Origin of the sequence: Streptomyces sp. NPDC088747, from assembly GCF_044751025.1 — a bacterium.
Classification (GTDB): Bacteria; Actinomycetota; Actinomycetes; order Streptomycetales; family Streptomycetaceae; genus Streptomyces.
On record NZ_JBIVKZ010000002.1, the window covers coordinates 195275 to 221704 of the forward strand.

At 71.9% G+C, this 26430-nt stretch carries 18 protein-coding genes; 6 read left to right on the forward strand and 12 right to left on the reverse strand.

The features are described 5' to 3' along the window. The first annotated feature begins 557 nt into the window (after positions 1–557). Both ACIP79_RS05325 and ACIP79_RS05330 read left to right on the forward strand, forming a co-directional pair. Positions 558–4619: a hypothetical protein gene (locus tag ACIP79_RS05325; RefSeq protein WP_401219612.1), complete on the forward strand. Its 4062-nt coding sequence runs from the start codon at positions 558–560 to the stop codon at positions 4617–4619. Positions 4620–4835: 216 nt separating this feature from the next. Beyond that, on the forward strand, positions 4836–5633 hold the full coding sequence (locus ACIP79_RS05330) for a glycosyltransferase family 2 protein (protein ID WP_401219614.1): 798 nt from the start codon (positions 4836–4838) through the stop codon (positions 5631–5633). A 76-nt stretch (positions 5634–5709) separates the two neighbouring features. On the opposite strand, the gene ACIP79_RS05335 is transcribed toward ACIP79_RS05330, so the two are convergent. The 3 genes from ACIP79_RS05335 to ACIP79_RS05345 all read right to left on the reverse strand — a co-directional run bounded on the left by ACIP79_RS05335 (position 5710) and on the right by ACIP79_RS05345 (position 8332). Next, entirely contained in the window at positions 5710–6585 is an 876-nt protein-coding gene (locus tag ACIP79_RS05335; RefSeq protein WP_401219617.1) for an FkbM family methyltransferase, read from the reverse strand. A gap of 110 nt (positions 6586–6695) precedes the next feature. Then, complete coding sequence (locus ACIP79_RS05340; RefSeq protein WP_383677861.1) at positions 6696–6890, reverse strand: ferredoxin; 195 nt, start codon at positions 6888–6890, stop codon at positions 6696–6698. Positions 6891–7063: 173 nt separating this feature from the next. Further along, positions 7064–8332: an amidohydrolase family protein gene (locus ACIP79_RS05345; RefSeq protein ID WP_401219620.1), complete on the reverse strand. Its 1269-nt coding sequence runs from the start codon at positions 8330–8332 to the stop codon at positions 7064–7066. A 247-nt stretch (positions 8333–8579) separates the two neighbouring features. On the opposite strand from ACIP79_RS05345, the gene ACIP79_RS05350 reads away from it, so the two are divergent. Continuing rightward, positions 8580–9251, forward strand: coding sequence for a hypothetical protein (locus ACIP79_RS05350; protein ID WP_401219622.1), 672 nt, complete (start codon positions 8580–8582; stop codon positions 9249–9251). 394 nt (positions 9252–9645) lie between these two features. Beyond that, entirely contained in the window at positions 9646–11058 is a 1413-nt protein-coding gene (locus ACIP79_RS05355) for a condensation domain-containing protein (RefSeq protein ID WP_401219625.1), read from the forward strand. A 100-nt stretch (positions 11059–11158) separates the two neighbouring features. Here the strand turns inward: ACIP79_RS05355 and ACIP79_RS05360 are convergent, their stop codons facing one another. Then, entirely contained in the window at positions 11159–12466 is a 1308-nt protein-coding gene (locus ACIP79_RS05360; RefSeq protein ID WP_401220878.1) for a phytase, read from the reverse strand. 287 nt (positions 12467–12753) lie between these two features. Between ACIP79_RS05360 and ACIP79_RS05365 the strand changes: the two genes are divergently transcribed. Next, positions 12754–14703, forward strand: coding sequence for an NAD-binding protein (locus ACIP79_RS05365; protein ID WP_401220881.1), 1950 nt, complete (start codon positions 12754–12756; stop codon positions 14701–14703). 202 nt (positions 14704–14905) lie between these two features. Here ACIP79_RS05365 and ACIP79_RS05370 read toward each other — a convergent pair whose 3' ends face one another. Further along, positions 14906–16768: a prolyl oligopeptidase family serine peptidase gene (locus ACIP79_RS05370; RefSeq protein ID WP_401219628.1), complete on the reverse strand. Its 1863-nt coding sequence runs from the start codon at positions 16766–16768 to the stop codon at positions 14906–14908. A gap of 112 nt (positions 16769–16880) precedes the next feature. Here ACIP79_RS05370 and ACIP79_RS05375 point away from each other — a divergent pair, with 112 nt between their 5' ends. Beyond that, entirely contained in the window at positions 16881–17753 is an 873-nt protein-coding gene (locus ACIP79_RS05375) for an SURF1 family protein (RefSeq protein ID WP_401219631.1), read from the forward strand. Between the two features lie 31 nt (positions 17754–17784). Here ACIP79_RS05375 and ACIP79_RS05380 read toward each other — a convergent pair whose 3' ends face one another. From ACIP79_RS05380 to ACIP79_RS05410, 7 genes are all read right to left on the reverse strand, one after another. Continuing rightward, positions 17785–18744, reverse strand: coding sequence for a hypothetical protein (locus ACIP79_RS05380; protein ID WP_401219634.1), 960 nt, complete (start codon positions 18742–18744; stop codon positions 17785–17787). Positions 18745–19304: 560 nt separating this feature from the next. After that, positions 19305–19973, reverse strand: a complete 669-nt coding sequence (locus ACIP79_RS05385) for a SigE family RNA polymerase sigma factor (protein WP_383677875.1) — start codon at positions 19971–19973, stop codon at positions 19305–19307. Positions 19974–20449: 476 nt separating this feature from the next. Further along, positions 20450–21505 (reverse strand): aspartate-semialdehyde dehydrogenase, encoded by a 1056-nt coding sequence (locus ACIP79_RS05390; RefSeq protein ID WP_383677877.1) that lies wholly within the window; start codon positions 21503–21505, stop codon positions 20450–20452. A gap of 38 nt (positions 21506–21543) precedes the next feature. Beyond that, positions 21544–22836 carry an aspartate kinase gene (locus tag ACIP79_RS05395; protein ID WP_401219638.1) on the reverse strand — a complete coding sequence of 431 codons (1293 nt, stop codon included), beginning with the start codon at positions 22834–22836 and terminating at the stop codon, positions 21544–21546. Positions 22837–23225: 389 nt separating this feature from the next. Further along, on the reverse strand, positions 23226–23747 hold the full coding sequence (locus ACIP79_RS05400) for an SgcJ/EcaC family oxidoreductase (RefSeq protein WP_401219641.1): 522 nt from the start codon (positions 23745–23747) through the stop codon (positions 23226–23228). Between the two features lie 161 nt (positions 23748–23908). Then, positions 23909–26002, reverse strand: a complete 2094-nt coding sequence (locus ACIP79_RS05405; RefSeq protein ID WP_401219643.1) for a tetratricopeptide repeat protein — start codon at positions 26000–26002, stop codon at positions 23909–23911. After that, positions 25999–26352, reverse strand: a complete 354-nt coding sequence (locus ACIP79_RS05410) for a hypothetical protein (protein ID WP_401219645.1) — start codon at positions 26350–26352, stop codon at positions 25999–26001. Before ACIP79_RS05410 ends, ACIP79_RS05405 begins: the two co-directional genes overlap by 4 nt. Positions 26353–26430: the final 78 nt, after the last annotated feature.

The window sequence follows — 26430 nt, forward strand, 5'->3', positions numbered from 1 at the left end:
GGGCCGCCGGACACCGGGAGAGGGCCGACGGGTGAAGGGCTCTTCGAAGGCTGGCCGCACCGTTCGGTACTGGTCCCTCCCCACGTGGGGACCGGTACCGAACGGTGCGGGCTGTGCCGGTCCGGGCCGTGGTGTCGTACCGGCGCGGATCGAGGAGAGGGGCCTGGACTGTTCAGCGGCGGCGGCGGCGCCGACGGTGGTGGTCTCGTGGTGCCGTGCGGTGCCGACAGGGCGGCTCCGCGGGGCTCTTGGCCCTTGCTATTCGCCTGTGCTGTTCGCCCGGGCGATTCGCCTGGGCGGTGTGGCTTTCGCCACGGTCCCTCGGTTCGGCGGAAGTTGAAGTTGACCGAAAACATGCAGGTTCGTGAGTCGCTCTGCGGGCACTGGGCTGGTGGCCTGTCCGGGCGGTGCGCGGTTCATTCGTTTCTGCGTCACGATCCTGCCAGTTGTGGCCTTCGTGGAGGAGGTTCCGGAGGCCGATCGATGCCTTAACCGCAGGTCAGCCGTATAAGGTGGGTTATCCGGTCCGGATGATCAGATGCGCGGGAAGTTAAGGGGTGGAGACCTTGAGTTCCGACTCAGGGGCACGCACAGCCTTCGCGGAGCGTCTCGCCCTGCTCTACCGGGAGGCCGGCAATCCGCCCCTCAGCCGGGTGTCCCAGGCGGTCGTACGACTTCAGCGCGTCGACGAACGCGGGCGCCCCGTACGGGTGTCCGCGCAGCGCATCAGTGACTGGCGACGGGCCAAGAACGTACCCGCTCAGTTCACGGCCCTCGCGGCGGTCCTCCAGATCCTGATCCCCGAGGCACGGCGTTCGCGGCCCACGCCGGTGTCCCCCGGTCTGTACGACCCGGTCCACTGGCAGCGGTTGTGGGAACGAGCGGTGGCCGACCCCGTCGGTGAGCGCGCCGGGACGTCCGCGGCATCGACGCAGGAGGACGAGCAGTCGGGCGTCGAGGACCCGGCGGTCGGCAGTGTGTGCCCGTACCGGGGGCTGGCCTCCTACCGTCAGCAGGACGCCCGGTGGTTCTTCGGGCGCGAGCGCAGCACCGACGCGCTCATCACGCAGCTCCGCGCCGCGGAGCTGACCGGTGGCCTGGTGATGCTCGTGGGCGCCTCGGGAGCGGGAAAGTCCTCCCTGCTGAACGCCGGTCTGGTGCCCGCCCTGCGCGACGGCGTACGAGGGGACGGCGTACGGGGAGAGGGCGTTCAAGGGGGCGGCGTACGAGGGGACGGTGGCGGCGGCGCGAGGACCGTGCTGCAACTCGTGCCCGGGGCCGATCCGTTCGCCGAACTGACCCTGCGGATACCCGGCCTGGCGGAGATAGTCCCCGCCGCCGGGGAGCCGGCGGCCAAGGGGCCCTGCACCCCGCGGTTCGCGCAGCGGGTGAAGGAGGCGGTGACGGCGTGGGCCGTGGGCGAGACGTCCGCCGCCGGGCGTCCGGTGCTCATCGTGGACCAGTTCGAGGAGGCGTTCACCCTCTGCACGGACGAGGCGCAGCGGCGGGCCTTCATCCAACTGCTGCACGCCGCCTGCTCGCCCTCCGACGCCGGTGACCCGGCGCCCGTGCTGGTGGTACTCGGCATCCGCGCCGACTTCTACGACCAGTGCCTCAGGTATCCCGAACTGGCCGACGCCCTGCAACACCGGCACATGGTGCTCGGGCCGCTGGCCACCGCGGAACTGCGCGAGGCGGTGACCGGCCCGGCCAAGGCGGTCGGCCTCGAACTGGAGCCGGGCCTCGCGGAGTTGATCGTCCGTGAACTGAGCGCCGACGGTCCCCGCGGGACGCACGACGCGGGCGTGCTGCCGCTCCTCTCGCACGCCCTGCTCGCCACCTGGCAGCGGCGCAAGGCGGGCAGGCTCACGCTGGCCGGCTACCGCGCGGCGGGCGGCATCCAGGGAGCGGTGGCGGCGACCGCCGAGCGGGCCTGGTCCGGTCTCGACCCGGCGGCTCGCACCGCCGCGCGGCTGCTCCTGCTGCGGCTGGTCCGACTCGGTGAGGACACGCAGGCGACCCGTCGGCGGGGAACGCGGCGGCAGTTGGCCGAGGAATCGACCGACCCCGGCAAGACCGAGGAGTCCCTGGAGGCCCTGGTCCGGGCCCGGTTGGTGACGCTCGACGCGGAGACCGTGGAGATCACCCACGAAGCGCTGCTGCACGCCTGGCCGCGGCTGCGCGAGTGGATCGACGAGGACAAGAACGGCAACCTGCTGCGCCAGCGGCTGGAGGAGGACGGCAGGGCCTGGGAGGGTTCGAACCGCGACTCCTCCCTCCTCTACCGGGGTTCGCGGCTCGAACAGGCCCGTGACTGGGCGAAGTCCGCCGGGGACACCTTCCTGACCCGCGGCGCGGTGGAGTTCCTGGCCGCCTCGGTCAGGCTGCGCAGGCGCACGGTCTGGATCGGCCGCGGCGCGGTGGCCGCGCTGGTCGTCCTGGCGATGCTGGCCGTCGGCTCGGCGGTGATCGCGTGGCAGCAGCGCAACGACGCGGTGTTCGAGCAGGTGGTCGCGGAGGCCGACCGCGTCCAGTACACGGACCCGTCGCTGTCCGCCCAACTCGACCTGGTCGCCCACCGTCTGCGGCCGCACGACGAGGGTGCGAACAACCGGCTGATCTCGATCGTCAACGCGCCGCTGGCCACACCGCTGCTCGGCCACACCGGCGCCGTCTACCTGACCTCGTTCAGCCCGGACGGCCGGGTGCTGGCCACCGCCAGCTACGACAGGACCGTACGGCTGTGGGACGTGTCCGACCCGACGCGGCCCATGCCGCTGGGCGCGCCCCTCACCGGCCACACGAGCTGGGTGAGCAGCGCGGTCTTCAGCCCCGACGGGCGCACTCTCGCCAGCGCCGCCGACGACGGCACGGTCCGGCTGTGGAACGTCGCCGACCCCCTCCGTCCCGCTCAGCTCAGCGCGCCCCTGACCCCGCACGGCGGCACGATCTACCTGCTCGCGTTCAGCCCGGACGGGCGGACACTGGCCTCCGCCAACGAGGATCACACCGTACGGCTCTGGGACACGAGCAATCCGCGGCACCCGCGGTCGCTCGGCAAGCTGACCGGTTCCGCGGCGGCGGTGCGTTCCGTGGCGTTCAGTCCCGACGGGCGGACGCTGGCGGCGGGCGGCGACGACGACATGATCCGGCTGTGGGACCTTTCCGGGCCGGGGCGGCCGGAGCGGATCGGCAGGTCGCTGACCGGGCACACGGACCTGGTGCACTCCGTGGCGTTCAGCCCCGACGGCCGTACGCTCGCCAGTGGCAGCGCGGACGACACCGTACGGCTCTGGGACGTGGCCGACCGCCGGCGGCCGGCGCAGCTCGGGCCGCCGCTCACCGGTCACACCGGGCCCATCTGGTCGGTGGTGTTCAGCCCCGACGGGAGCATGCTCGCCGCCGCGAGCGCGGACAGCACGGCGAGCCTGTGGAACGTCAGCGACCCCGCCTACCCCTCGCAGGTCGGGGAGCCGCTCGCGGGGAGCAGCGGCGAGATGTACGCCCTGGGTTTCAGCCCCGACGGCCGGACGCTCGCCACCGGGAGCGGTGACAGCAAGGTCCGTCTGTGGTCGATCCCGACGTCGGACATGATCGGCCGGATAGGGGCGTTCCGCCCGGACGGGCAGGTGCTGGCCACCGCGGCGCGGGACGGGCGGGTCCGGCTGTGGGACGTGGCGCGGCCCGACCGGCCCAGGCCGCTGGGCGGGGCGATCACGCCCGCGAGGGGGGATGTGCGTTCGCTGACGTTCTCCCCCGACGGCCGCACTCTCGCGGTGCTGACGGCGGGCGCCGTACAGCTGTGGAACGTCACCCGCCCGGTCCGGCCCGTCACGCACGGGCCCGTCGGTCTGCGGACCCGGTTCGCGGGCCCCGACACACTGGCCTTCAGCCCGGACGGTCGCATCCTGGCGACCGCGTACGAGGACCGCACCATCCAGCTGTGGGACGCCGCCGACCCTCACCGGCTCCTGCCCCTCGGCGCGCCGCTCACCGGCCACAAGGGCTACGTCAACTCGCTGGTCTTCAGCCCGGACAGCCGTACGCTCGCCAGTGGCAGCGCCGACGACACCATCCGGCTGTGGAACGTGACCGACCCCCGCCGCGCCGCCCCGCTCGGCGCCCCGCTCACCGGGCATCTGGGCCCCATCAACGCGCTCGTCCACAGCCCGGACGGCAAGACGCTGGCCAGCGGCAGCGACGACGACACGGTCCGGCTCTGGGACATCTCCGACCCGCGCGAGGCGACGCGGCTGGACGAGCCGCTCACCGGCCACACCGAGGCCGTCGTGTCGCTGACGTTCAGCCCTGACGGCCGCACCCTGGCGAGCGGCGGCAACGACAACACCGTCCGGCTCTGGAACATCGGCGACCCGTCCGACGCCTCGCCCATCGGGCAGTCGATGAGTCCCAACGCCAAGACGGGCAATTTCCTGTCGTTCAGTCCCAAGAGCCACATGCTCGGGGTGTCGAGCGGCGTGGACACCGTCCGGCTGTGGAACCTCGACGTCGACGAGGCGATCCGTCGCATCTGTTCGACCACCAGGGGTGTGCTCACCTCGGAGAAGTGGCACGAATACCTGCCGCGGCTGTCGTACGAGCCTCCGTGCGAGCAGTAGCGGGCTCGCGCCGGTCATCCCACGGGTCGAACGGCGCCACGTGATCCCGATCACAACTCCCGGTAACAGCTGGGCAGTCGACTCCCGCCGCTCAATCAGCCTTGTTACTCTAGGGTTCGACCCGATCGCTGGTGCATCCCCCGTCTCCAGCGGTCGGGTTCTTCCATGCCCGCCCGCGGGCGGCGGGCAACTGTTCACCACTCCCCCTGAAAGCTGGTGAGTGCCGCCGTGAGCAGGCGTGTCGTGGTGGTCACCGCCGTGCACGGGCCCTCGGCCCGCTTTCTGCCGGAGGCCCACCGGTCGCTGTGCGAGCAGGAACTCCCGCGCGGCTGGGAGTGGCACTGGGTCATACAGGAGGACGGCAGGACCGACGCCGTCGCTCCGCACGTGCCCGCCGACGAGCGGGTGACCTTCCGCCAGGGCCGTTCCGGCGGTCCCGGTGTCGCCCGGACCATCGCCCTCGCCCATGCGGAGGGCGAGTACGTCAAGGTGCTGGACGCCGACGACCGGCTCACCCCGGGTGCGCTCGCCCGCGACCTGGCCGTCCTGGAGGGCGACCGCACCATCGGGTGGGCGACCTCGCGGGTCCTGGACCTGCTTCCCGACGGGTCCACCGCCGGATTCCCCGGCGACCCCGACCACGGGCCGATCGAGCCCGGTGCCGTGCTCGACTTCTGGAAGGCGAACGGTTTCCTCGCGCAGGTGCACCCGGCCACGCTCTTCGTACGGCGTGATCTGCTGCTCGCGCTCGGCGGGTGGATGGCGCTGCCGGCCTCCGAGGACACCGGGCTCCTCCTCGCACTGAACGCCGTCAGCCGTGGCTGGTTCTCCTCGGAGGTCGGCCTGCTCTACCGCAAGTGGCCAGGTCAGGCGACGGGCCAGGCCTCGCACGTCGACCCCGCCGAGCGGGAGGCCCGTATGGCGGTGGTGGAGAGCAGGGCCAGGGCGTTGGGGCGGTTCGGGTGGGGGCGGGCGGTTCGTGCGGTGTACCCGGAACACGATGGACCGGCGTAGAGCCCACCGCCCACCGCCCACAGCCCGGAGCCCACGGTCCGGAGCCCACAGCCCGGAGCCCACAGCCCGGGGCGCTCTAGACCAACGCCTCCGCGTCCAGTCTGGAGAACACCAGGTCGCTCTCGGCGGGCAGGGGGCCACGCCACCGTGTCGGGGGGCGGGGCGGGCGGCTCAGCGCTGGTGGGTAGCTGCGGGGGGCGTAGTCGTTGTCCACGCGGTAGACGTGGAAGCCGGCGGCGGTCATGGTCTTCAGCAACTCGTCGGCGGAGTCGCCCAGTTGGGCCATACGGGCGGGTGTGACCTCGATCGAGATCTCGGCGTCCGGGCGGAGTTCGTCCAGCAGGGGCGCGAGGCCTCGGACGACCTTCCCCTCCGCGCCCTCCACGTCGATCTTGATCACCCGGGCCCTCGCGACCTCAGCGGGGTCGAGCAGTTCGGGCAGCGGAAGGGCCTCGATGGCGAACGTGGACTCCGCGGGGCCGTCGTAGGGGACGATGCTGTTCGCCCCCATGTTGCGCGAGCTGGCCAGGACGAACGTGAGCGTCTGGCGGCTGTCCGACACCGCGGCGTTGACCGCGCGGAGGTTGCGGCAGTCGTTGAGCCGGGCCTCGTCCAACAGCCTCCGGTGGAAAACCGGTGACGCCTCGATCGCGACCACCCGGCCCCGCTCGCCGACGAGTTGTGAGGCCAGCACGCTGAACACGCCGATGTTGGCGCCGATATCGACGAAGGTGTCGCCCGGTCGCAGCCGGGTCCGGAGCCAGCTCGTCATGTGCGGCTCCCACACCCCGAACAGGTACAGATACCGCTGGATCAGATCCTGGGTGTCGACGGCGAACCGCGCACCGGACCGCGTCTCGACCACCCGCCGCCGCGGATGTTCCCGCAGGTGGGGGTTGAGCAGGCGCTCGGCCAGCAGCGCCTTGCCGAACGAGCCCGGCGCGCCCCGCACGTACCGGCGGCCGACGGTGACCAGCGCCTCCGTGATGGAGTGCCCCGTCGACCCCGTCGACCCCGTCCGCCCCCTCGACCCCGTCGACCCCGTCGACCCCCTCGACCCCGTCACTGGTCGGCGATGACGATCGCCTGCGACGGGCACCAGTCGGCCGCCTCCTGGACCTCCGGATCGCCGCCGCTGTCCTCGCCGCCCGGCAGGACCGTGCCGTATCCGGTGTCCGCCAGGACGAACACGGCGGGGACCCGGTGGGCGCAGTCGCCGGAGCCGTAACACCGGTCGCGGTCGACGGAGACCTTCATTGGTCACTCCCGTTGCAAGAGGGTGCCGCCCCTCGGAGCGGTGCGGCACGCGGGTCGGAAGCCAGGAGACTTCCCCTCTTGACTGCCCGCCGGGCCCTCGGCCGAACCGATGGAGACCCCGGCGGCGCGGTCGGCCGGGCGATCACCGGCCACCCCCGCCGCCCGCCCGAGGTCTAGACGCCCTCGGCACCCCGGACGCCCTGGAGCCCCTGGAGCCCCTGGTCGAAGGGGAGTTGCAGCATGCGGATGGCGTTCCCCCGCAGCAGCTTGTACGTCACCTCCGCGGAGAGGCCGGCCACGTGGTCCGCGGCCACCTCCTTGGTGTGCGGCCAGGTCGAGTCGACGTGCGGGTAGTCCGTCTCGAAGGTCGCGTTGTCCACGCCCACCGTGTCGATCGAGGCGATGCCGTGCTTGTCCCGGAAGAAGCAGCAGAAGATCTGCCGGTAGTAGTACGTCGAGGGCGGCTCCGGGATCAGGTCCTTCACCCCGCCCCACGCGCGGTGCTCCTCCCAGACGTCGTCGGCGCGTTCGAGGGCGTACGGGATCCAGCCCATCTGCCCCTCGCTGTACGCCAGTTTGAGGCGGGGGAACTTCACCAGGACGCCGGAGAAGAGGAAGTCCATCATCGACGCCATCGCGTTGTTGAAGCTGAGCGAGGCCTGGACGGCCGGGGGCGCGTCGGGCGACGCGGCCGGCATCTGGGACGAGGAACCGATGTGCATGTTGACCACGGTCCCGGTCTCCTCGCACACCGCGAAGAACGGGTCCCAGTAGCCCGAGTGGATCGACGGCAGCCCCAGGTACGTCGGGATCTCGCTGAAGGTCACCGCCCGTACGCCGCGGGCCGCGTTGCGCCTGATCTCGGCGACGGCGAGGTCGATGTCCCACAGCGGGATCAGGCACAGCGGGATCAGCCGCCCTCCGCTGTCGCCGCACCACTCCTCGACCATCCAGTCGTTGTAGGCGCGGACGCAGGCGAGCGCGACCTCCTTGTCCTTGGCCTCCGCGAAGGTCTGACCGCAGAACCGCGGGAAGGTCGGGAAGCAGAGCGAGGCCTCCACGTGGTTGAGGTCCATGTCGGCGAGGCGGGCCTTCGGGTCCCAGCAGCCGCGCCGCATCTGCTCGCGTGTGATGCCGTCGAGCGTCATCTCGTCCCGCGAGAATCCGACGGCGGCGATGATGCGCTTGTACGGGAAGACCTCGTCCTCGTACCTCCACCAGTCGGTGATCTGCCCGGCCGGATCCGTGGTGAAGCGGTACTTGCCGCCGATGTACTGGAGGTCGCCGATACCGGCGGTGAAGGGCTTCGGCCCCAGGTCCCGGTACTTGGCCGGGAGCCAGGTCTCGAAGAGGTGCGCGGGCTCGATCACGTGGTCGTCCACGCTGATGACCCGGGGAAGATCCCCGGTGCCGGTGCCGGTGCCGCTCTCGGTACTGACCACGTCCCACTCCCTGCTGCCTGTCGAATCCCCGACGCTGCCGCCCGTCGAATCCCCGCCTCTTGTCCGACGGCTGTCCGACGGCTGCCCGACAGCTATCTGACGGTCCATCAGATTCACGGATTCAGGCTAGGCGACCGCTCTCCCGACAGCAAGAGCAAGCACGTACGCCGCCGCACGGCTCTGGCCTCTTCACGCCGCAGCTGCCATCCTTCCGGGCACTGTCGTCCCGGCAGACGAGGAGACGGAGATGAGCGATCCCGCGCGGACGCTGCGCGCGAGTCACGCCGCCCGTACCCGGAGCGCCGCGTTCCGGGCCGCGGCGATCTGCCACCACGTCCAGCGGCCGGACTCCGGTGCGGACTCCGACGCGAACCCCGACGCCGGCTCCGACGCGGACCCCGCCGAGAAGCCGGACGCGAAGCCCGGGAAGGAGGCCGGGGACAGGCCCGGCGGGAAGGCCGCCGAGGCAGGCGAAGCAACGGGAGAAGGCCGGGTTCCAGGACCCGGGGCGGCGGACCAGGAGATCGTCTGGAAGTCCGCGCACGCCGCCCGCGTCGCCGCCCAGGCCCTCGCCGTCCTCACCGAGAGCGCCCCCGCACCCGCGGCCGACTCACGCTGCGCCAGGAACGCCGCCGCCTCCGCCGCCCAGGCCGCCCGGATGGCCGCCCTCCACGACGGCGCCGGCGAACCGGCCGCCGCCGCGTGCGACGCCGCGCTGCTCGCCTCCCGGGCCGCGGCCGACGCCGCGGGCGCGGAGGCTCGGGGTGCGGACGAGACGTTGAACGCAACGGCGGACGCGGCCGAGGCGGACGCCGTCGCCGCCGCGGTGCGGGCGGGCTGGATACGCCCGGGTGAGGACCTTCCGCAGGTGTCGACGGGTGTACGGAGCCCCGAGGTCATGTCGATGCTGCACCTCTGACGAGGCCGGACACGGTCTCCGGGAGCGCCCCGCGCCGCCGCGCCTGCCGGAGGGCTTCCGCCGGAGTCCCCCCACCGGCACCCCGCCTTGCCGGAGGGCTTCCGTCGGAGTCCCCCACCGGCACCCCGTCGGGTTCCCCAACGGCTCCCGTCACGTTCCCCACCGGCAACCGTCACGCTTCCCACCGCCACCCCATCGGGTTCCCCAACGGCTCCCGTCACGCTCCCCACCGCCACCCCGTCACGTTCCTCACCGGCTCCCGTCACGTTCCGCACCGGCTCCCGTCGCGCCACGGCGTTTCTTTCCGATCATCCGAATCGTTGGTCTTGTCGTGTCCGCCCCTCCACTGCCCTGACCGCGTCCCGGGGGCATGCGAACGGAGAGCTCTGTGCGAATGTCCGACATCCAGCGTTGCGAGATCCGGCCCGGACGTCTCGTGGAGTGGACGCTGCATCCGAGCTCCGTCGAGGCCGCGGCCGCGCTGCCGGACGACGGCAGGCCACCGGCGTACGTGCAGGAGTCGCACGTACGGACCGCGCGAAAGGTGCGCCAGGACGGGCTGTTCGTGCCGACCTGGCTGGGCACCGCGTTCGACATCCCGGGGGAGGTCGACCTCGACGTCCTCCAACAGGCCCTTCGCGACTGGACACTTCGGCACGAGACGCTCCGCAGCGGCTTCCGCTGGGTCGGCGACGACATGCGCCGCTTCACCCTGGACGCCGAGTCGGTCGCACTGCACCGCGAGGACGTCGGCGAGTTCGCCGAGGCGACCACGCTGACCCGCTACCTCCAGGACCGTTTCGACGTCGTGGCGGACGCGCTGACCTGGCCGAACTTCATCTACACCGCGGTCGTACGGCCGGACGGCGCGAGCGTCTACATGGCGTTCGACCACAGCAACGTCGACGCGTACTCGCTGCACCGCATGGCCACCGAGATCCACGAACTCTACGAAGCGGGCCTCGAAGGGCGCACCGTGACGGCCCAACCGGTCGCCAGTTACGTCGACTTCTGCGCGATCGAACGTGCGCAGGCCGACGAGATCGACGAGACGCACGCGATCGTCTCCCGCTGGCGGGAGTTCATCGCCCACTGCGACGGCAGACTGCCGGGCTTCCCCGTCGACCTGGGCCTCGACCCCGAAGGCCCGCTGCCCGAGCAGCGGTTCATGTGCGAGATGCTCGTGGACGACGCGGACGCGGCGGCCTTCGAGGCGTACTGCCGGCCCTACGGCGGCAGCCTGGTCGGCATCCTCGCGGCCACCGCGCTCATCGTCCGCGAGATCGGCGGGCAGGAGGTGTACCGGACCGTCGTGCCGTTCCACACCCGGGCGAAGTCCAAGTGGTCGGACTCCATGGGCTGGTACGTCGGCGGGGCGCCGATCGAGATTCCGGTGGCCCGCGCGACGGACTTCGACAGCGCGCTGGAGATGGTCCGCGCCGCGCTGCGGGAGGGCCGGCCGCTGTCGCGGATGCCCATCGCCCGCGTCCTGCGGCTGCTGGGCTCCGACTTCCGGCCCACCTCACCCGACCTGTACTCGATCGTCTCGCTCGTCGACTCGCGCGGCGTCCCGGGCTCCGAGCGGTGGCAGGAACTGAAGGCGTACGGGCTGATCCGGATCTCCTACGGCGACCAGGTGTGCGCCTGGCTCACCCGGGTCCACGAGGGACTCCAGTTCGCCAGCCGCTACCCGGCCACCGACATCGCGTACAAGAACATGCGGCTGTACGCCGAGGGGCTGCGCGAGCACATCGTGACGGCGACACGCAGCAGGGACGGGCAGCTCGCCGCCCGCGCGCGGGCCTGAGCCACGGGGCGCCGGCCGCGAGCGCGACCCCGGGACGAGATCCCGGACCCCGGCCGCGCCCGCCCCACCTCTCAACGCCCTTGCCGGACACCCTCGTTCGTCACAGCCCGGCCGCGTCCACCACGGCCCCCAGGTCGACGAACTTGAAGCCCGTCGCCGTACGCGTCCCGCCCTCCCCGTCCGGCACGCCCGGGGTCTCGTCGCCGTCCTGCACGACGAGCAGGCCGCGCGGGTAGCGCTTGCCCAGCGGGGCGTTCAGGACGGCCGCGCCGTCGCACTCCTCGACGCTGTCGAGCGTCGCCGAGGCGGCACCGACACGGAAGCCGCCCTCGTAGGCGTTGCCCTCGCGGTCGTACACCGCGAAGGTGTTGTCGCCCTGGCTGGAGGCGAGGAGGTAGCCCTCGCCGCCGCGCTCCTGGAGCAGGGTCAGACCCTCGACGTCGGCCGACAGTCGCTCGCCGCCGTAGCCGGGGTCGGCGCCCGCCACGCACTCCTCGGTCGCTTCGTCGTAGACGCCGGGAACGCCGAACTCCCGTGTCCTGTCGACCAGTACGGGCCTGCCGGTGAGATCGGCGCGCAGCCGCCAGATGCCGATGTCCTCCTGGCCCGCGTAGAGCGTGCCGGTCGCCGGGTCGACGACCATGCCCTCGACCTGCGGGAGTTCGCCCGGTTCGGCGCAGGGGCTCCACGAGGTGCCGTCGGGCAGCTGGAAGGAGGAGGGCAGGTCGAGGGTGCGCACCTTGCGGTAGCCGACCTTGCCGCCCGCGGCCGGGACCAGTTCGAGCAGCGCGAGCCGGGTCCGCTCCCGCTGGCTGACCAGCGCGTACGTCCGTCCGGTGGCCTTGTTCGTCCAGGTGGCGAGGCCGTACGCGGTCCGCTGGTCGTTGATCTCGCTCTGGCCGGACGAGAACACGGGCGCGGCGGCCGGGTCGGTGATGTCGGTCAGCGGGCCGCCGCGGCGGGAGGGGTCGATGCGGTAGACGCGCAGCCGGTCGTTGCCGCGGTCGCTCACCACCGCCACGTCGGCCCGGCCGGCGGAGGTGCGCAGGCCGGAGACGAGGTCGACGTTGTTGAAGCGGCCCGGGGCGTCGTCCTCGGCGGGCGGCTCGGGGGCGGCCAGTTCCTGCACCAGGCGGGCGTTCAGGTCGTAGACCTTGAGGCCGCCCTCCTTGGCGGTGGCCACGACGAGGCTGCGGCCCGGGTCGGCGGCGTTGCGCCAGATCGCCGGGTCGTCGGCGTCGGAGTTGCCGCCCGCCTCGTCGTCGTAGAGCGCGGCGGTCTCGCTGGTGGCCTTCACCACCGGCAGTCCGGCGGTGCCCGCACCGGCGGGGGAGGTCGCGAGGAGGGAGACCAGCGCGGTGCCCAGGGCGAGGACGGCGGCTCGCCGCGGGGCGCGGTGCGTTCTCACAGGTCTCACGGGCGCTTCCTTACTGTCGGTGAGGTGCCACGACGAGTGTCGAGGACATGCCGATAGTGCGTGGGCAATCTTGCGCCCAGAGGGCCGCCAACTGTCCATACCGTCACCAGGAGTTCAGCGGGAGGACAGAGTAGGCACGGCCCCCGTGGTGCCTCCGGGCTCCCGCCGCGCGGGGTGGAACCACTCGGACGACTGAGGCAGTCTTCTCTCCCGTGGGCACCCTTCCGTCACAGAGCGCAGCGAGCACATCCGGCGCGTCGGCCGACGCCTCCGCGCACATGATCGTGTCCGGGGACGACGCCCTGGCGCACCGGCTGGCCGCCGAACTACGCGGGGTCTACGGCGAGCAGGTCACCCTGGTCGTGCCGCCCGCCCATCGCAGTGTGCGTCCGCCCGTGGTGGGTCGGACGCGGGCCACCGCGCTGTTCGACCGGGTGTCCGCCGCGGTGAACCGGGCCGCCGGGAACGGCGACGCGACGACCGCCCGGGCAGGTGAACCACCGGGCGCCGAGCGGGTGTTGGAGGCCGCCGAACTCACCGAGGCGGTGCTCTCGGAAGCGGGCCTCGAACGGGCCGCCGCACTGGCCCTGGTGTACGACGACGACGAGACGAACATCCGAGCCGCGCTCACCGCCCGGCGGCTCAACCCGCGGATCCGGCTGGTCCTGCGCCTCTACAACCGGCGCCTCGGCCAGCACATCGAGGCCCTCCTCGACCAGGCCTCGGCACTGGCCGCCGCCTCGGACGACTACGACAGCGGCGGGTTCGACGCGTCCACCACCGTCCTGTCCGACGCCGACACCGCCGCGCCCGCACTGGCCGCGACCGCCGTGGCCGGCACCAGCAAGGTCGTCCAGACCGACGGGCTGATGCTGCGCGCGGTGGAACGGCCGCCACCCGCTCCCGGCGAGGTCGCCGATCCCGGCCTGTGCACGCTGGCCCTGCTGTCCACCACCGCCAGCGACCCCGCGGGCGCCGACGGGTCGGAGAGCAGCGGCGACCAGGGGCCCCGGCTGCTGCCCGACGAAGGGGCGGTGGCCGCCGCCACCGGACGCGGAACCGTCGTACTGGAGACGGTCTCCTATTCCGGGCCCTCCTCGCCGCCGGGGCGCAGCGTCGTGCCGTTCGGCTCGCTGATGTCGCGGCGGCTGCGGTGGTCGTTCGCCGGGCTCGTGGCGTGTGTCGTCGCGCTGGCGATCGCCTCGATGGTCGTCACCGGGGACCATCCGCTGCGGGCGACCTACCTGACGCTGCTCGATCTCTTCGGCATCAACGACCCCGCGATCGGACGGCCGATGGGGGAACAGGTGCTCCAACTCTGCTCCGGGCTCATCGGGTTGCTCCTGCTGCCGGTGCTCCTCGCCGCCGTCCTGGAGGCGCTCGGCACCTTCCGCAGCGGCTCGGCGCTGCGGCGTCCGCCGCGCGGTCTCTCCGGGCACGTGGTGCTGCTCGGCGTCGGCAAGATCGGCACGCGCGTGCTGGCGCGCCTGCGCGAGCTGCACATTCCCGTCGTCTGCGTCGAGGCCGATCCGGAGGCGCGCGGGCTGGCTCTGGCCCGGCGGCTGCGGGTGCCCGTGGTGCTCGGGGACGTGACGCAGGAAGGCGTACTGGAGGCCGCGAAGATCCATCGGGCGCACGCGCTGCTGGCGTTGACCAGCGCGGACACCACGAACCTGGAGGCCGCGCTGTACGCGCGGACCGTGCGGCCCGATCTACGGGTGGTCCTCCGGCTGTACGACGACGACTTCGCGACCGCCGTGTACCGCACCCTGCGGGCCGCTCATCCGGGTGCTCTCACCCGGAGCCGGAGTGTGTCCCATCTGGCGGCGCCCGCGTTCGCCGGGGCGATGATGGGGCGGCAGATCCTCGGGGCGATTCCCGTGGAGCGGCGGGTGCTGCTGTTCGCGGCGGTGACGGTGGGTGGGCACGCGCAGTTGGAGGGGCGGACCGTGGGGGAGGCGTTTCGGGCGGGGGCCTGGCGGGTGCTGGCGCTCGACACCGGCCCGGGGTCCTCGTCCGCCTCGTCGTCCGCGTCCGGCCCGAGGTCCGTGTCCGCCCAGAGGTCCGCTGCCGCCCCGAGGTCCGCGGCCGACCGGGCCTCGGGGCTGGTGTGGGACCTTCCCTCCACGTATGTGCTGCGGGCCGAGGACCGGGTGGTGCTGGCGGCGACCCGGCGGGGGCTGGCGGAGCTGTTGGGGCGGCGGGCTCGGGAGCGGGCGGGGGCGTAAGGGGGGCCGGGGGTGTGCTGCCCGTGCCTGGGGTGGCCGCGTGCTGCCGTGCCGGGGGCGAGGGTGTACCGCCCGTACCCGGGGCGAGGGTGTACCGCCCGTACCCGGGGCGAAGGTGGTTTTTTCGCCCCCTCCGCCCCTTCCCGTCCCGTCCCCTGGGGGCTGCGCCCCCAGACCCCCCCTTCGCGCTTCGCGCTCGTCCTCAAGCGCCGGACGGGCTGAGACCGCCTACGTGCCTTTCCGCGAAGTCCAGCTCCAGTTTCACCTGCTTGATGCGTTCGTCGACCACCAGCGAACCGTGGCCGGCGTCGTAGCGGTAGACCTCGTGGACGGCGTCGCGGGCCTTGAGGCGGTCCACGTAGTTCTCCACCTGGCGGATGGGGCAGCGGGGGTCGTTGACGCCGGCCGAGATGTAGACGGGGGCCTTCACGGCGTCGACGTAGGTCAGGGGGGACGAGGCCTCGAAGCGCTCCGGAACCTCCTCCGGGGTGCCGCCGAGGAGGGTGCGGTCCATGGCCTTCAGGGCTTCCATCTCGTCGTGGTACGCCGTCACGTAGTCGGCGACCGGAACGGCGGCGATGCCGAGGGCCCAGGCGTCCGGCTGGGTGCCCAGGCCGAGAAGGGTGAGGTAGCCGCCCCAGGAGCCGCCGGTGAGGATCAGCCGGGCGGGGTCGGCGAGTCCGGAGGTCACCGCCCATTCGCGGACGGCCGCGATGTCCTCCAGCTCGATGAGACCGACGCGGTGCTTGAGCGCGTCCGTCCACTCGCGCCCGTACCCGGTGGAACCGCGGTAGTTGACCCGCACCACCGCGTATCCATGGTCCACCCAGGCCGCCGGGCCCGCCGCGAACGAGTCGCTGTCGTGCCAGGTCGGGCCGCCGTGGATGTCGAAGACCGTCGGGAGCGGGCCGCTCGTGCCCGCCGGCTTCTGGACGAGGGCATGGATACGGCCGCCGGGGCCCTCCACCCAGACGTCCTCCACCGGAACCGACCCCGGGGACTTCAGGCCCGGCGGGTCCAGGACCACGGCGCCCGACGTCGAGCGGACCACCGACGGCTCGGCGGACGACGACCACAGGTACTCCACGGTGCCGTCGGGCCGGGCCGTCGCACCGGAGACCGAGCCGGGCGGCGTCGGCACGGGGCTCAGCTCGTGTGACGCCAGGTCGTACCTCCACAGGTCGCTGCGGGCCTCGAAGCTGTGCGCGATCAGCAGTCCGGAGCCGTCCGGATACCACTCGGCCCCCACGTCACCGGGCAGGTCGAGGGCGAGGTCGGTCTCCTCGCCGGTCGCCACGTCCCACACCATCGGCTCCCAACGGCCGCGCCGCTGATGCCCGACGAGCAGCCGGGTGTCCCCGTCGACCGGCGCGAAGCCCAGCACCTCGAGCCCCAGCTCGACCGTGCCGCCCTTGGTGTCGTCGAGCTCCGCGACCGTCGAACCGTCCGGGCGCAGCACCCGCAGCGCCGAGTGCATCGCGTCGCCGTGCTCGGTGTGCTCGACGGCGATCAGCGAGCCGTCGTGCGCGAGGTCGCCGACGCCCGCGGACTCGCGGTGCCGGTAGATCTCCACGGGGGCCTCGCCCGACCTGGCGACATGGATCGTCGAGCCGTCCTCGTCCGTGGAGCGCCCCACGACAGCCGTGCGCCCGTCCCGGCCGATCGCGAGGCCGCCGGGGTAGGAGGGTTCGAGTCCCGGGGCCGCGGGCTCGTCGGGACCCTCGGAGGTCCCGGAGCCGTCGAAGCGCTGGCGGCGCCAGATGCCGAACTCGTCGCCGTCCTTGTCGTCGAACCACCAGATCCACTCGCCGTCGGGCGTGAGCACTCCGTCCGTCGTGCCGTTCGCCCGGTCCGTGGCCTGGCGCTGCTCGCCGGTGGTCCGGTCCCACGCGTACAACTCGTACGTCCCCGTCGCGTTCGAGACGAACAGCGAGCGGTGCGGTGCGTCCTCCGCCCAGTCGGGCAGCGACACCCGCGGCGCCCTGAAGCGCTTCTCCCACTCCGGCATGGATCCGTCCTGCGCTGCGGCCGCTTTCCCCGGGATGGACCCGTTGCTCTCAGTCATGGCCCCATAGTGCCTGGCCCGCCCGGCAATCCGCTGCCGAGGTCCCCAGCCTGTGGATAACTGTCGTACCCCGGCGCCCTCGTTCGCCCGGCGGCCCCGTACCGTGGAAGCCGTGTACCGGTTCCTGCTGACGCCCCGCTGGTGGGGGATCAACGTCTTCATGCTGTTGGCCATCCCCTTCTGCGTCTTCATGGGGTCGTGGCAGTTGGGGCGTTTCGAGGACCGGGTGCAGACCAGCCGTGACGCCGACAAGCAGGTCGAGGCGGCCAGGACGGAAGCGGCGCGACCGCTCACCGAACTGCTGCCCGTGGACAAGAGCACGTCGGGCAACCAGGCCATCGCGACCGGCCGGTACGCCGACCAGCTGCTCGTCCCCGACCGCGACCTGGACGACCGGCAGGGCTTCTACGTCCTGACGATGCTGAAGACCGCCGACGGCCGCGCGCTGCCCGTCGTCCGGGGCTGGCTGCCCGGCGAGGCGGACCCCGCGAAGGCCCCGGCCCCGCCCACCGGCGAGGTCACGGTGACGGGCGCGCTCCAGGCCTCCGAGAGCCCGGGGTCGAACGGCGTGAGTGCCGTCGGCGGGCTCCCCCGGGGCCAGACCGGCGCGATCAGCGCGGCTTCACTGGTGAACCTGGTCCCGTACAAGCTGTACGACGCGTGGATCACCCTCGCCAGGGCCGACAGCGGGATGACGGCGGTTCCCGCGACCGCGCCGTCGGACACCGGCCTCGACCTGAAGGCGTTCCAGAACCTCGGCTACACCGGTGAGTGGTTCGTCTTCGCGGGCTTCGTGCTCTTCATGTGGTTCCGGCTGCTGCGCCGCGAGGTGGAGTTCGCCAGGGACACGGAACTGGGCCTGGTCCCGGACGCGGAACCGAACGCGGAGCCGAACGCGGAGCCGGGCGAGGAACCGAGCGCGCGACCGGACGCGGAACCGGCACAGGTGCCGGACCCCGCCGATGGCCGTACCCCGGTCTCCTAGGCCGGACGGCCGGACGGGCCCCGCCCGCCCGCTACGCGACCTCCGCCGCCAGCATCCCCGTGCGGTACACCGTCCCCGCGCAGGCGTTGGCGACCGTCGTGGACGCCATGGCCGTACCCGACTGGTCCGTGTGCGAGATGGTGACGCTGCCCTCGGCGACGCCGTCCTCCGTGACCAACTGCGTCGAGGTGCCGCCGCTGTCCGTCGAGGTGCCGCCGACGGTCGTGTCGTCCGAGGTGGTCGGATCCGGTGTGGGCTCGCTCGTGGTCGGACAGGTCTCCGAGGGCACCCAGGCGAACTTCACGACGTACGAGGCACCCGGCTCCAGGGCCAGCGAGGTGACCTCCGTGGCCGGGTCGGGCAGCCCGGTGGCCGCGTCGCCCACCACGTGGTTCACCACGCTGACCTTGGCGGCGTCCGCCGCGCCCGTCGTGGCCGTACCGACCGTGCCCGGACCGCTGACGGCGCACAGGGCGGTGGAGACGTTCGAAACGGCGAAGGAGCCGTAGATCGTGCCGGTGGAGTCCGGGTCGCCGAGGACGCTGGTCGCTCCGCCGAGCTGCTCGGGAGTGCACGCGGGCGCGCTCACCGATGAGACCGCCGTCGGATCGGCGCCCCCGGTGGCCGCTCCGCTGGCCGCGCCCTTGCTCGGCTCGGGCGTGGTCGGGCTGTCCGTCCTGTCCGATTCCTTGGTGGTGCCGGAGGAACCGCCCGAGACACGCTCCCCACCGTCCGTGGACTTGCCCTGGCCCGAACCGCCCTGGGTCTGCGAGGTGTTGCCCGCGATGGACGGATCGGCGTTCGGACCCGAGGCGTTCGAGACGTGCAGCAGGGCCGGTACCGCGGTGCCGACGAAGAGCGCGGCGGCGGCCATGCCGACCACGGCCTGCCGCTTTCGGGCCCGCCGCGCCGGTACCGCTCGGCGCAGGTGCTCCAGGGTGCCGTCGCTGGGCTCGATCTCCTCGACGGCCTGACGCAGCAGCAACCGCAACGCCCGCTCATCCGAACCGAAACCTTCGGAGCCGGATCCGCCGGAACCGGAACCCCCGGCGCCGGAACCGCCGGAACCGGAACCGCCGACACCAGAACCCCCGACGCCGGAACCCCCGGAGCCAGAACCGCCGACGCCAGAACCCCCGAAACCGGAACCGCCAGCACCGGAACCCCCGACGCCAGAACCCCCAAAACCGCGGGCTCCTGAGCCAGGTCCCGCGGAGTCGCCTCCGCCGGGGCCGGGCTCGACCGGGGCCGGCGTCTCAGGACCCCGTCCCACAGAACCCGACTCCACAGAACCCGACTCCACAGAACCCGGCTCGGCAGAACCCGGTTCGACAGAACCCTCATCCGCGGAAACCCGTCCCACAGAACCCGGCCTCTCAGATGCCGGGCTGTCCGTACCCGGCCCCTCAGAGCCCTTTCCCTGCGGGCCAAGTCCCTCGCGGCCGTGTCCTTCGGGGCCGTGATTCACAATTCCGTTCCCAGCGTGCGATTGCTTGTGGTCGTGCTCGGGACGCCCGGGTTCCCCGGGGCGCCGCCGTTCGTCGTGCCCACTCATGCCGGCGCCTCCATGGCGACGCGGAGCGCCGCTATGCCGCGCGAGCCGTACGCCTTGACCGATCCCAGCGACACCCCGAGCGTCTCGGCGACCTGGGCCTCGGTCATGTCCGCGAAGTAGCGCAGCACCAGGACCTCGCGCTGGCGGCGCTGGAGTCCCTTCATCGCCTTGATCAGCGCGTCCCGCTCCAACTGGTCGTAGGCGCCTTCTTCGGCGCTCGCCATGTCGGGCATCGGCTTGGACAGCAGTTTGAGGCCGAGGATGCGCCGGCGCAGGGCCGAGCGCGAGAGGTTCACGACGGTCTGGCGGAGGTAGGCGAGCGTCTTCTCGGGATCGCGGACGCGTTTGCGCGCCGAGTGCACCCGGATGAAGGCCTCCTGGACGACGTCCTCGCAGGACGCGGTGTCGTCGAGCAGGAGCGCCGCGAGACCGAGCAGCGAGCGGTAGTGCGCGCGGTAGGTCTCGGTGAGGTGGTCGACGGTCGTACCGGCGGCGGCGGTGTCCTCAGCGCCGTCGCGCTGGCCGGGTATGCGGGAGGACCGCGCTGTGGGCATCGGCGCGATCACCGGCATGCCGCCGGGCGCACCGGGGCCGCGGAGTCGGCGGGGCGGACGCAGGGCGCTGCCCCTTGTCTGTACCGCTGTGAATTCGAGTACCTCTGCCACGCCTGTTGGACACGCGTCCCCCCGCCAGGGTTGTACGCATCAGGCATCGCGTTTGCGTCAGGCACCCCTCCCGAAAATGCGCCAAATGCCATCATGCGTACCAGCTCATCCCCTATGTCCCGTTTTACCGCGACGCCCCGCCACCCCTGAATGGCGACCGCAAAGACGCTCCCCGCCGTCCGCACGGTTGCGGAGGGCGGGGAGCAAAATCTTCGAACGACTGGTGACTCGTTTCAAGTGGTGTGGACCATTAACCCCACCACACATCCGGCAGAGCCCCCCGGCCAGGCGTGACCGGAGCGCGCATCGGGACACACCGGTCACCTGAAGACCGGGACGGCCACGCGGACGCGCCGGTCACCTGAAGACCGGAGCGCCCATCCGGATGCTCGCACCACACATCCGACACAGATCCTACAAATGAATCCTGCTGTCGCCACCAGGATTCCGGTTGCCGGACACCTGGAACGCGGAACTCACGCCCGGCCGATCTCCGCCGCCACGAGCTCCGCGATCTGCGCCGTGTTCAATGCAGCACCTTTGCGCAGGTTGTCCCCGCAGACAAACAGTTCGAGTGCCGTCGAATCGTCCAGCGACCGGCGTACCCGCCCGACCCAGGTCGGGTCGGTGCCCACCACGTCGGCCGGAGTGGGGAACTCACCGGCGGCCGGGTCGTCGAACAGCACGACGCCGGGGGCGGTGGCGAGGATCTCCCGCGCCTTCGCGACCGTGACCTCGCCCTGGAAACGGGCGTGGACGGTGAGGGAGTGCGTGGTGACGACGGGAACGCGTACGCACGTCACGGCCACCGGAAGCGCGGGGAGCCCGAGGATCTTGCGGGACTCGTTGCGTACCTTCATCTCCTCCGAGGAGAATCCGTCGTCGGCCAGCGATCCGGCCCACGGCACCACGTTGAGCGCCACCGGCTCGGGGAACGGCCCCGTGTTGTCGCCGACCGCACGCCGTACGTCACCGGGCTTGGTCCCCAGGTCCGTACCGGCGACCAGGGACAGCTGCTGGCGCAGGGTGTCGATGCCCGCGCGGCCCGCCCCGCTCACCGCCTGGTAGCTGGACACCACCAGCTCGCGGAGCCCGAACTCGGCGTGCAGCGCGCCCAGGGCGACGATCATGGAGAGGGTCGTGCAGTTCGGGTTGGAGATGATCCCGCGCGGGCGCACCCGGGCCGCGTGGGGATTCACCTCGGGCACGACGAGGGGGACGTCCGGGTCCATCCGGAAGGCGCCCGAGTTGTCGATGACCACCACGCCCCGGGAGGCGGCGATCGGCGCCCACTGGGCGGAGACCTCGTCGGGTACGTCGAACATGGCGACGTCGACCCCGTCGAAGGCCTCCTCCGTGAGGGCCACGACCTCGACCTCCTCGCCGCGCAGGGCCAGCTTGCGGCCGGCCGAGCGCGGGGAGGCGATCAGGCGGATCTCGCCCCAGATGTCGGCGTGCTGGGACAGGATCTGGAGCATGACCGTGCCGACGGAGCCGGTCGCGCCGACGACCGCGAGCGTCGGGCGTTCCATCCGCGTCGGTCGTTCGGTGCGCGAGCCGGTAGGGGCCATCAGCGGCCGGTGCCTCCGTAGACGACGGCCTCGTCGCTGTCGGAGTCGAGACCGAAGGCGGTGTGCACGGCGCGCACGGCCTCGTTCACGTCGTCGGCACGGGTGACGACCGAGATACGGATCTCGGAGGTCGAGATCAGCTCGATGTTCACGCTCGCCTCGGTCAGGGCCTCGAAGAAGGCGGCCGTGACGCCCGGGTTCGTCTTCATACCGGCGCCGACGAGCGAGATCTTGCCGATCTGGTCGTCGTAGCGCAGCGAGTCGAAGCCGATGACGTTCTTCGCCTTCTCCAGGGCGTCGATGGCCTTGCGGCCGTCGGTCTTGGGGAGGGTGAAGGAGATGTCGGTGAGACCGGTGGAGGCCGCGGACACGTTCTGCACGATCATGTCCAGGTTGATCTGCGCGTCGGCGATGGCGCGGAAGATCGAGGCGGCCTCGCCGGGCTTGTCCGGGACGCCGACGACCGTGATCTTGGCCTCGGAGGTGTCGTGAGCGACACCCGAGATGATGGCCTGCTCCACCTTCTGGTCCCCTTGCTGCTTCGTCTTCAGAACGGGCGGTTCGCTGCTGACCCAGGTGCCCTGCAGTCCGCTGAAGGACGAGCGCACGTGGATCGGGATGTTGTAGCGGCGCGCGTACTCCACACAGCGGTGGAGCAGCACCTTGGAGCCGGAGGCCGCGAGTTCCAGCATGTCCTCGAAGGCGATCCAGTCGATCTTCCTGGCCTTCTTGACCACCCGCGGGTCGGCGGTGAACACACCGTCCACGTCGGTGTAGATCTCGCACACCTCGGCGTCGAGGGCCGCCGCCAGCGCGACGGCGGTCGTGTCCGACCCGCCGCGGCCGAGTGTGGTGATGTCCTTCTTGTCCTGCGAGACGCCCTGGAACCCGGCGACGATGGCGATGTTGCCCTCGTCGAGCGCCGTACGGATACGGCCCGGGGTGACGTCGATGATCCGCGCTTTGCCGTGGACGGAGTCGGTGATGACACCGGCCTGGCTGCCGGTGAACGACTGGGCGCTGTGGCCCAGGTTCTTGATCGCCATGGCCAGCAGCGCCATGGAGATCCGCTCTCCGGCGGTCAGCAGCATGTCGAACTCTCGCCCGGTGGGCATCGGAGATACCTGCTCGGCGAGATCGATCAGCTCGTCCGTCGTGTCGCCCATCGCGGAAACGACCACGACCACCTGGTGGCCGTTCTTCTTCGCTTCCACGACCCGCTTGGCGACACGCTTGATGCCCTCGGCATCGGCTACGGAGGAACCTCCGTACTTCTGCACGACAAGGCCCACGTGCGCTCCTCGATCATTCAGTCTCTGCACCGCACAACTGCGGTCGGCTCAGTCTAACGAGCGGCCGGATTTCCCCTCCGGGGTATCGCATCGTGAGATGTCCCGCCCACGAAGTGATCACCCGGTCCGTCAGGTCAGCGGGGCCCTCCGGCCGCTCCGGAACGGCACCTGCCCGTCCCGGGCACCCGCCACGCGAGAAGTGCGCCGTGTCACACCGAAGAGACGTGATCCAGTTTTTCGTACAGCCTTTTGCGGAGTCCTTTGCAGAGCCTTTTACAGCGCCTTGTGAAGCGCTGTGTGCAGCGCCTTGTGAAGCGCTGTGTGCAGCGCCTTTTGTACGAGGGGTCGCTCGGCCGGGGTGTCGTCGGCTCGGCGGGCGGGTGCGGCGGTCAGCTCTCGGTCGGCAGCAGCGAGGAGTGGTGGTTGACGATCAACCACTTGCCACCGCGCTTCTCGTACTCGTAGGTGTAGCGCGCCTCGGCGGTGCTCTTGGCGCCGGTCACCGGGTCGGTGAGGTGGAACTCGTAGAGGCCTGTGTCGATCGCGGAATTCTCGTCCAGGACGTTGATGACGGTTCTGACCTTCACGCCCACCGGCTTCTTCGCCAGGAAGCCCACGAAGTAGTCGACGATCGCCGCGCGGTCGGTGCGGATCTCGGCGGAGAGGGTGGGGAGCAGCACCGCGTCCTTGGCGTACCGGTCGGCGACCTTGTCCGGGTCGCCGGTCTGGAGCGCGGCGTTCCAGCCGTCGAAGAGGGCGGCGATCTGCGCCTTGGTGGGCTTGGCCGACCTGGTCGCCGTCGTCTTCGTGTGCTCCGGCTCGGCCGTGCTGACGCCGGCGGTGATGGTGCCCGCGGCGACCAGTACCGCGGCGGTGGCTGTGACCAAGCGGGTCCGTATGTGGCGCTGCATGTCAACTCCTGTGCGTGGAGGGCTGGTTGCACTCTCGTGAGGCGTGTTGAGAGCGCTTCCAGCCTCCCTCCGCGCGGGTAAAGGCCCGCCCACGGAACGACCAGCGCATGGCCAAGGATCGCCTTGGCAGGGGAGGTTGGGACGGATCGGGCCCGCCCTGCTCACTCGGAGTCCGTGAGCGCCTCCGGAGAGAGTGCGTAGCGGAGTTTGGCGGCGAACGGGGCGTCGCCGAGGGCGCGATCGATGTCCGCCATGGTGTCGGCCGCCAACTCGTCGGCGCGCACGTCGTTCCCGGCCCGCCGGAGCAGCACGACGTGCAGGACGCGGGCGTTCAGGGCGAGCAGCGAGGTGTCGCCGTAGTACTCCCGGCACACCGTCTCGGCCTCCGCGATCTGGCGGACGGCCCTGTCGAGTTCACCGGCCTTCCGGTACGCCACGGCGAGTTCCATCATGAGGGTCGCCGCCATCGGATGGCTCTGCCCCAACTCCTCGACGGCGTCGGCGAGTCGGCGCTCGACGACCTCGACGGGGCCCGCCACGAACTCCTCCGCCTCCGACAGACGCCGGATGGTGCTCAGCGTCGTACGGGCCTCGACGGTGTCGGGGTGGTCGCTGCCCAGCACCCGTGCCGCGGCCTCGGCGTTCTCCCGTGCGAGCGCCTCCCCACGCTCCCGTTCGCCGTTCTTCGCCAGCAGGTCGGCCAACGTGCTCCGCAGCGGGAAGGTCTCCGCGTGCTCCGGTCCCAGTGCGCGCTCGGCGTCCTCCAGGACCCGCGAGCTCAGGGCCACTGCCCGGTCCGACTCCCCCGCGAGCTCGTAGGCGTCGGCCAGCGAGTCCTGGAGTCCGCGTGTCACCTCGTGGTCCCGGCCGCAGACCCGCAGGGCGATGTGCGCCGCACGCTCGCACAGCGACACCGCGCGGGCGTTGTGGCCGTCGACGGCGTACTGCGCGCCGGCCGAGCCGTAGAGCTCCGCGGCCTCCACCGTGTCCGTGTCCGGCTCGGACCGGGCGGCCAGCGCCTCGACGTGGGCCCCCCAGACGCGGTGCGAGGCCTGCGGGTCGTCGTCCACCAGGCTCAGCGTCTCCGCGTCCGCGAGCAGCAGGACGGCGAGGCCGCGCCCGATCTCCACGAGCCTGCGGCTCATCGCGGACGAACCGCCCAGGTCGGGTGTGCGGGCCACCGCCTGCACCAGCCGGTGCACCGAGATCGTGTCGCCGTGCAGCGTGATCATGCTGTGCGCCGCGAGGCGGCGGAGGGCGTCGGTGATCTCCGGCGGGCTCCCGAGGGACTCCAGGTACGCACGCGGGATGCCGTCCGGCGCCCACCAGGCGATGACCTCCAGGATCGTCTGGCACGCGGGAGTGCCGGTGAGCCGGTTCAGCGTCACGCGCCAGACCCTGGCCACCGCTCGCTGCGCGTCGCCGCCCTCCGCCGTGGCGGCGTACATGTCCGCCGGATATCCGGCGAGCAGCGTCAGGTACTCGCGCGCGCCGATCCCCGCCTCCCGGCAGTACGCGGCTGCCTGGTCGACGGCCAGCGGCAGCCACCCCAGTTCGCGGCACAACTCCTCGACCCCGTCGCCGCTTTCCGGGTGAATCGCGGTGAACAGCTCGACGGCCTCGGCCGGTTCGAGCACGTCGAGGTCGAGGGGTTCGGCGATCCCCCGCCAACTCGTGGCGCCCCGGCGGGTGGTGATCAGGAAGCGGCCGCCCGGTGCCCGCGCGAGCAGGGCTTCGATGTCGGCGGGGTCGGTGACGTTGTCCAGGACGAGCAGCCAGCCGTCGTTGGCGGACAGCCACTGGAGCGTACGTTCGCGGAAGGCGTCCTCGGACAGGGAGTCGACCAGGGCGGGTTGCAGCGCACGGCCGAGGGCGGCGAGGCCCGCGTCCAGGTCGGTCCGGGACTCGGCGGTGATCCACCAGACCGGGTTGAAGTCCGTTGTCCCCGCCCAGTGCGCGGCCAGCGCGGACTTCCCGATGCCGCCGAGCCCGTGCACGGCGTGCACGACCACGCCGCCGGGTTCGCCGAACGCCGCGTCCAGCAACGCGAGTTCACGCGCCCGGCCGACGAACCGGGCGCCCCGTGGCGGCACGTTCCGCACCGGGGAGGTGACGGGGCCCGTCGTGAACGCCTCCGGTGGCAGCACCGTCGCGTGCTCGGCCAGCGTGGCGAAGTCCCCCGTCGCCACCTGCCGGATGTCCCCGCCCGCGGCGACCGACCGCTCCCCGGACGCCTCCACCGAACCGTCGCTCACGAGTCCCCCGTCGTCGCGTCGCCGATGTCGCCGCCGGCGGCGACGGAACGCTCACCGGAGGCGGTGACGGTCCTGCCGGGGGGCGGGCCAGGCATCGCCGGTGGTGCGGGCGCGGGTGGCGGTACGGGGGCCGGCGCGGGTGCGGTGCCGTCGCCGGTCGCCGCCGACCCGATGCTCCCGCCCGCAGCAACCGATCGCTCACCACTCGCGGTCACCGAGGACGCGGATGCCGGCGGTGTGGGCGCCGACGACTGCGTGACCAGCACGTACAACGTCAGCGCGAGCCCGACCAGTCCGACGACACCCCCGGCCACACTCGCCCACGGATCAGCCGCCTCGACATCCAGCACCCCACCCACACCAAGCCCGACGGCCCCCGCCGCACAAAGCCCGACTCCGGTCCACAGAACCGCCTTTGAGTTCATGAA

Coding starts and splice junctions, on each gene's coding strand:
- ACIP79_RS05370 (WP_401219628.1), bottom strand. CDS start 16,768: ATGACTGAGAGCAACGGGTCCATCCCGGGGAAAGCGGCCGCAGCGCAG.
- ACIP79_RS05365 (WP_401220881.1), top strand. CDS start 12,754: ATGATCGTGTCCGGGGACGACGCCCTGGCGCACCGGCTGGCCGCCGAA.
- ACIP79_RS05340 (WP_383677861.1), bottom strand. CDS start 6,890: ATGAAGGTCTCCGTCGACCGCGACCGGTGTTACGGCTCCGGCGACTGC.
- ACIP79_RS05355 (WP_401219625.1), top strand. CDS start 9,646: ATGTCCGACATCCAGCGTTGCGAGATCCGGCCCGGACGTCTCGTGGAG.
- ACIP79_RS05350 (WP_401219622.1), top strand. CDS start 8,580: ATGAGCGATCCCGCGCGGACGCTGCGCGCGAGTCACGCCGCCCGTACC.
- ACIP79_RS05390 (WP_383677877.1), bottom strand. CDS start 21,505: ATGGAACGCCCGACGCTCGCGGTCGTCGGCGCGACCGGCTCCGTCGGC.
- ACIP79_RS05400 (WP_401219641.1), bottom strand. CDS start 23,747: ATGCAGCGCCACATACGGACCCGCTTGGTCACAGCCACCGCCGCGGTA.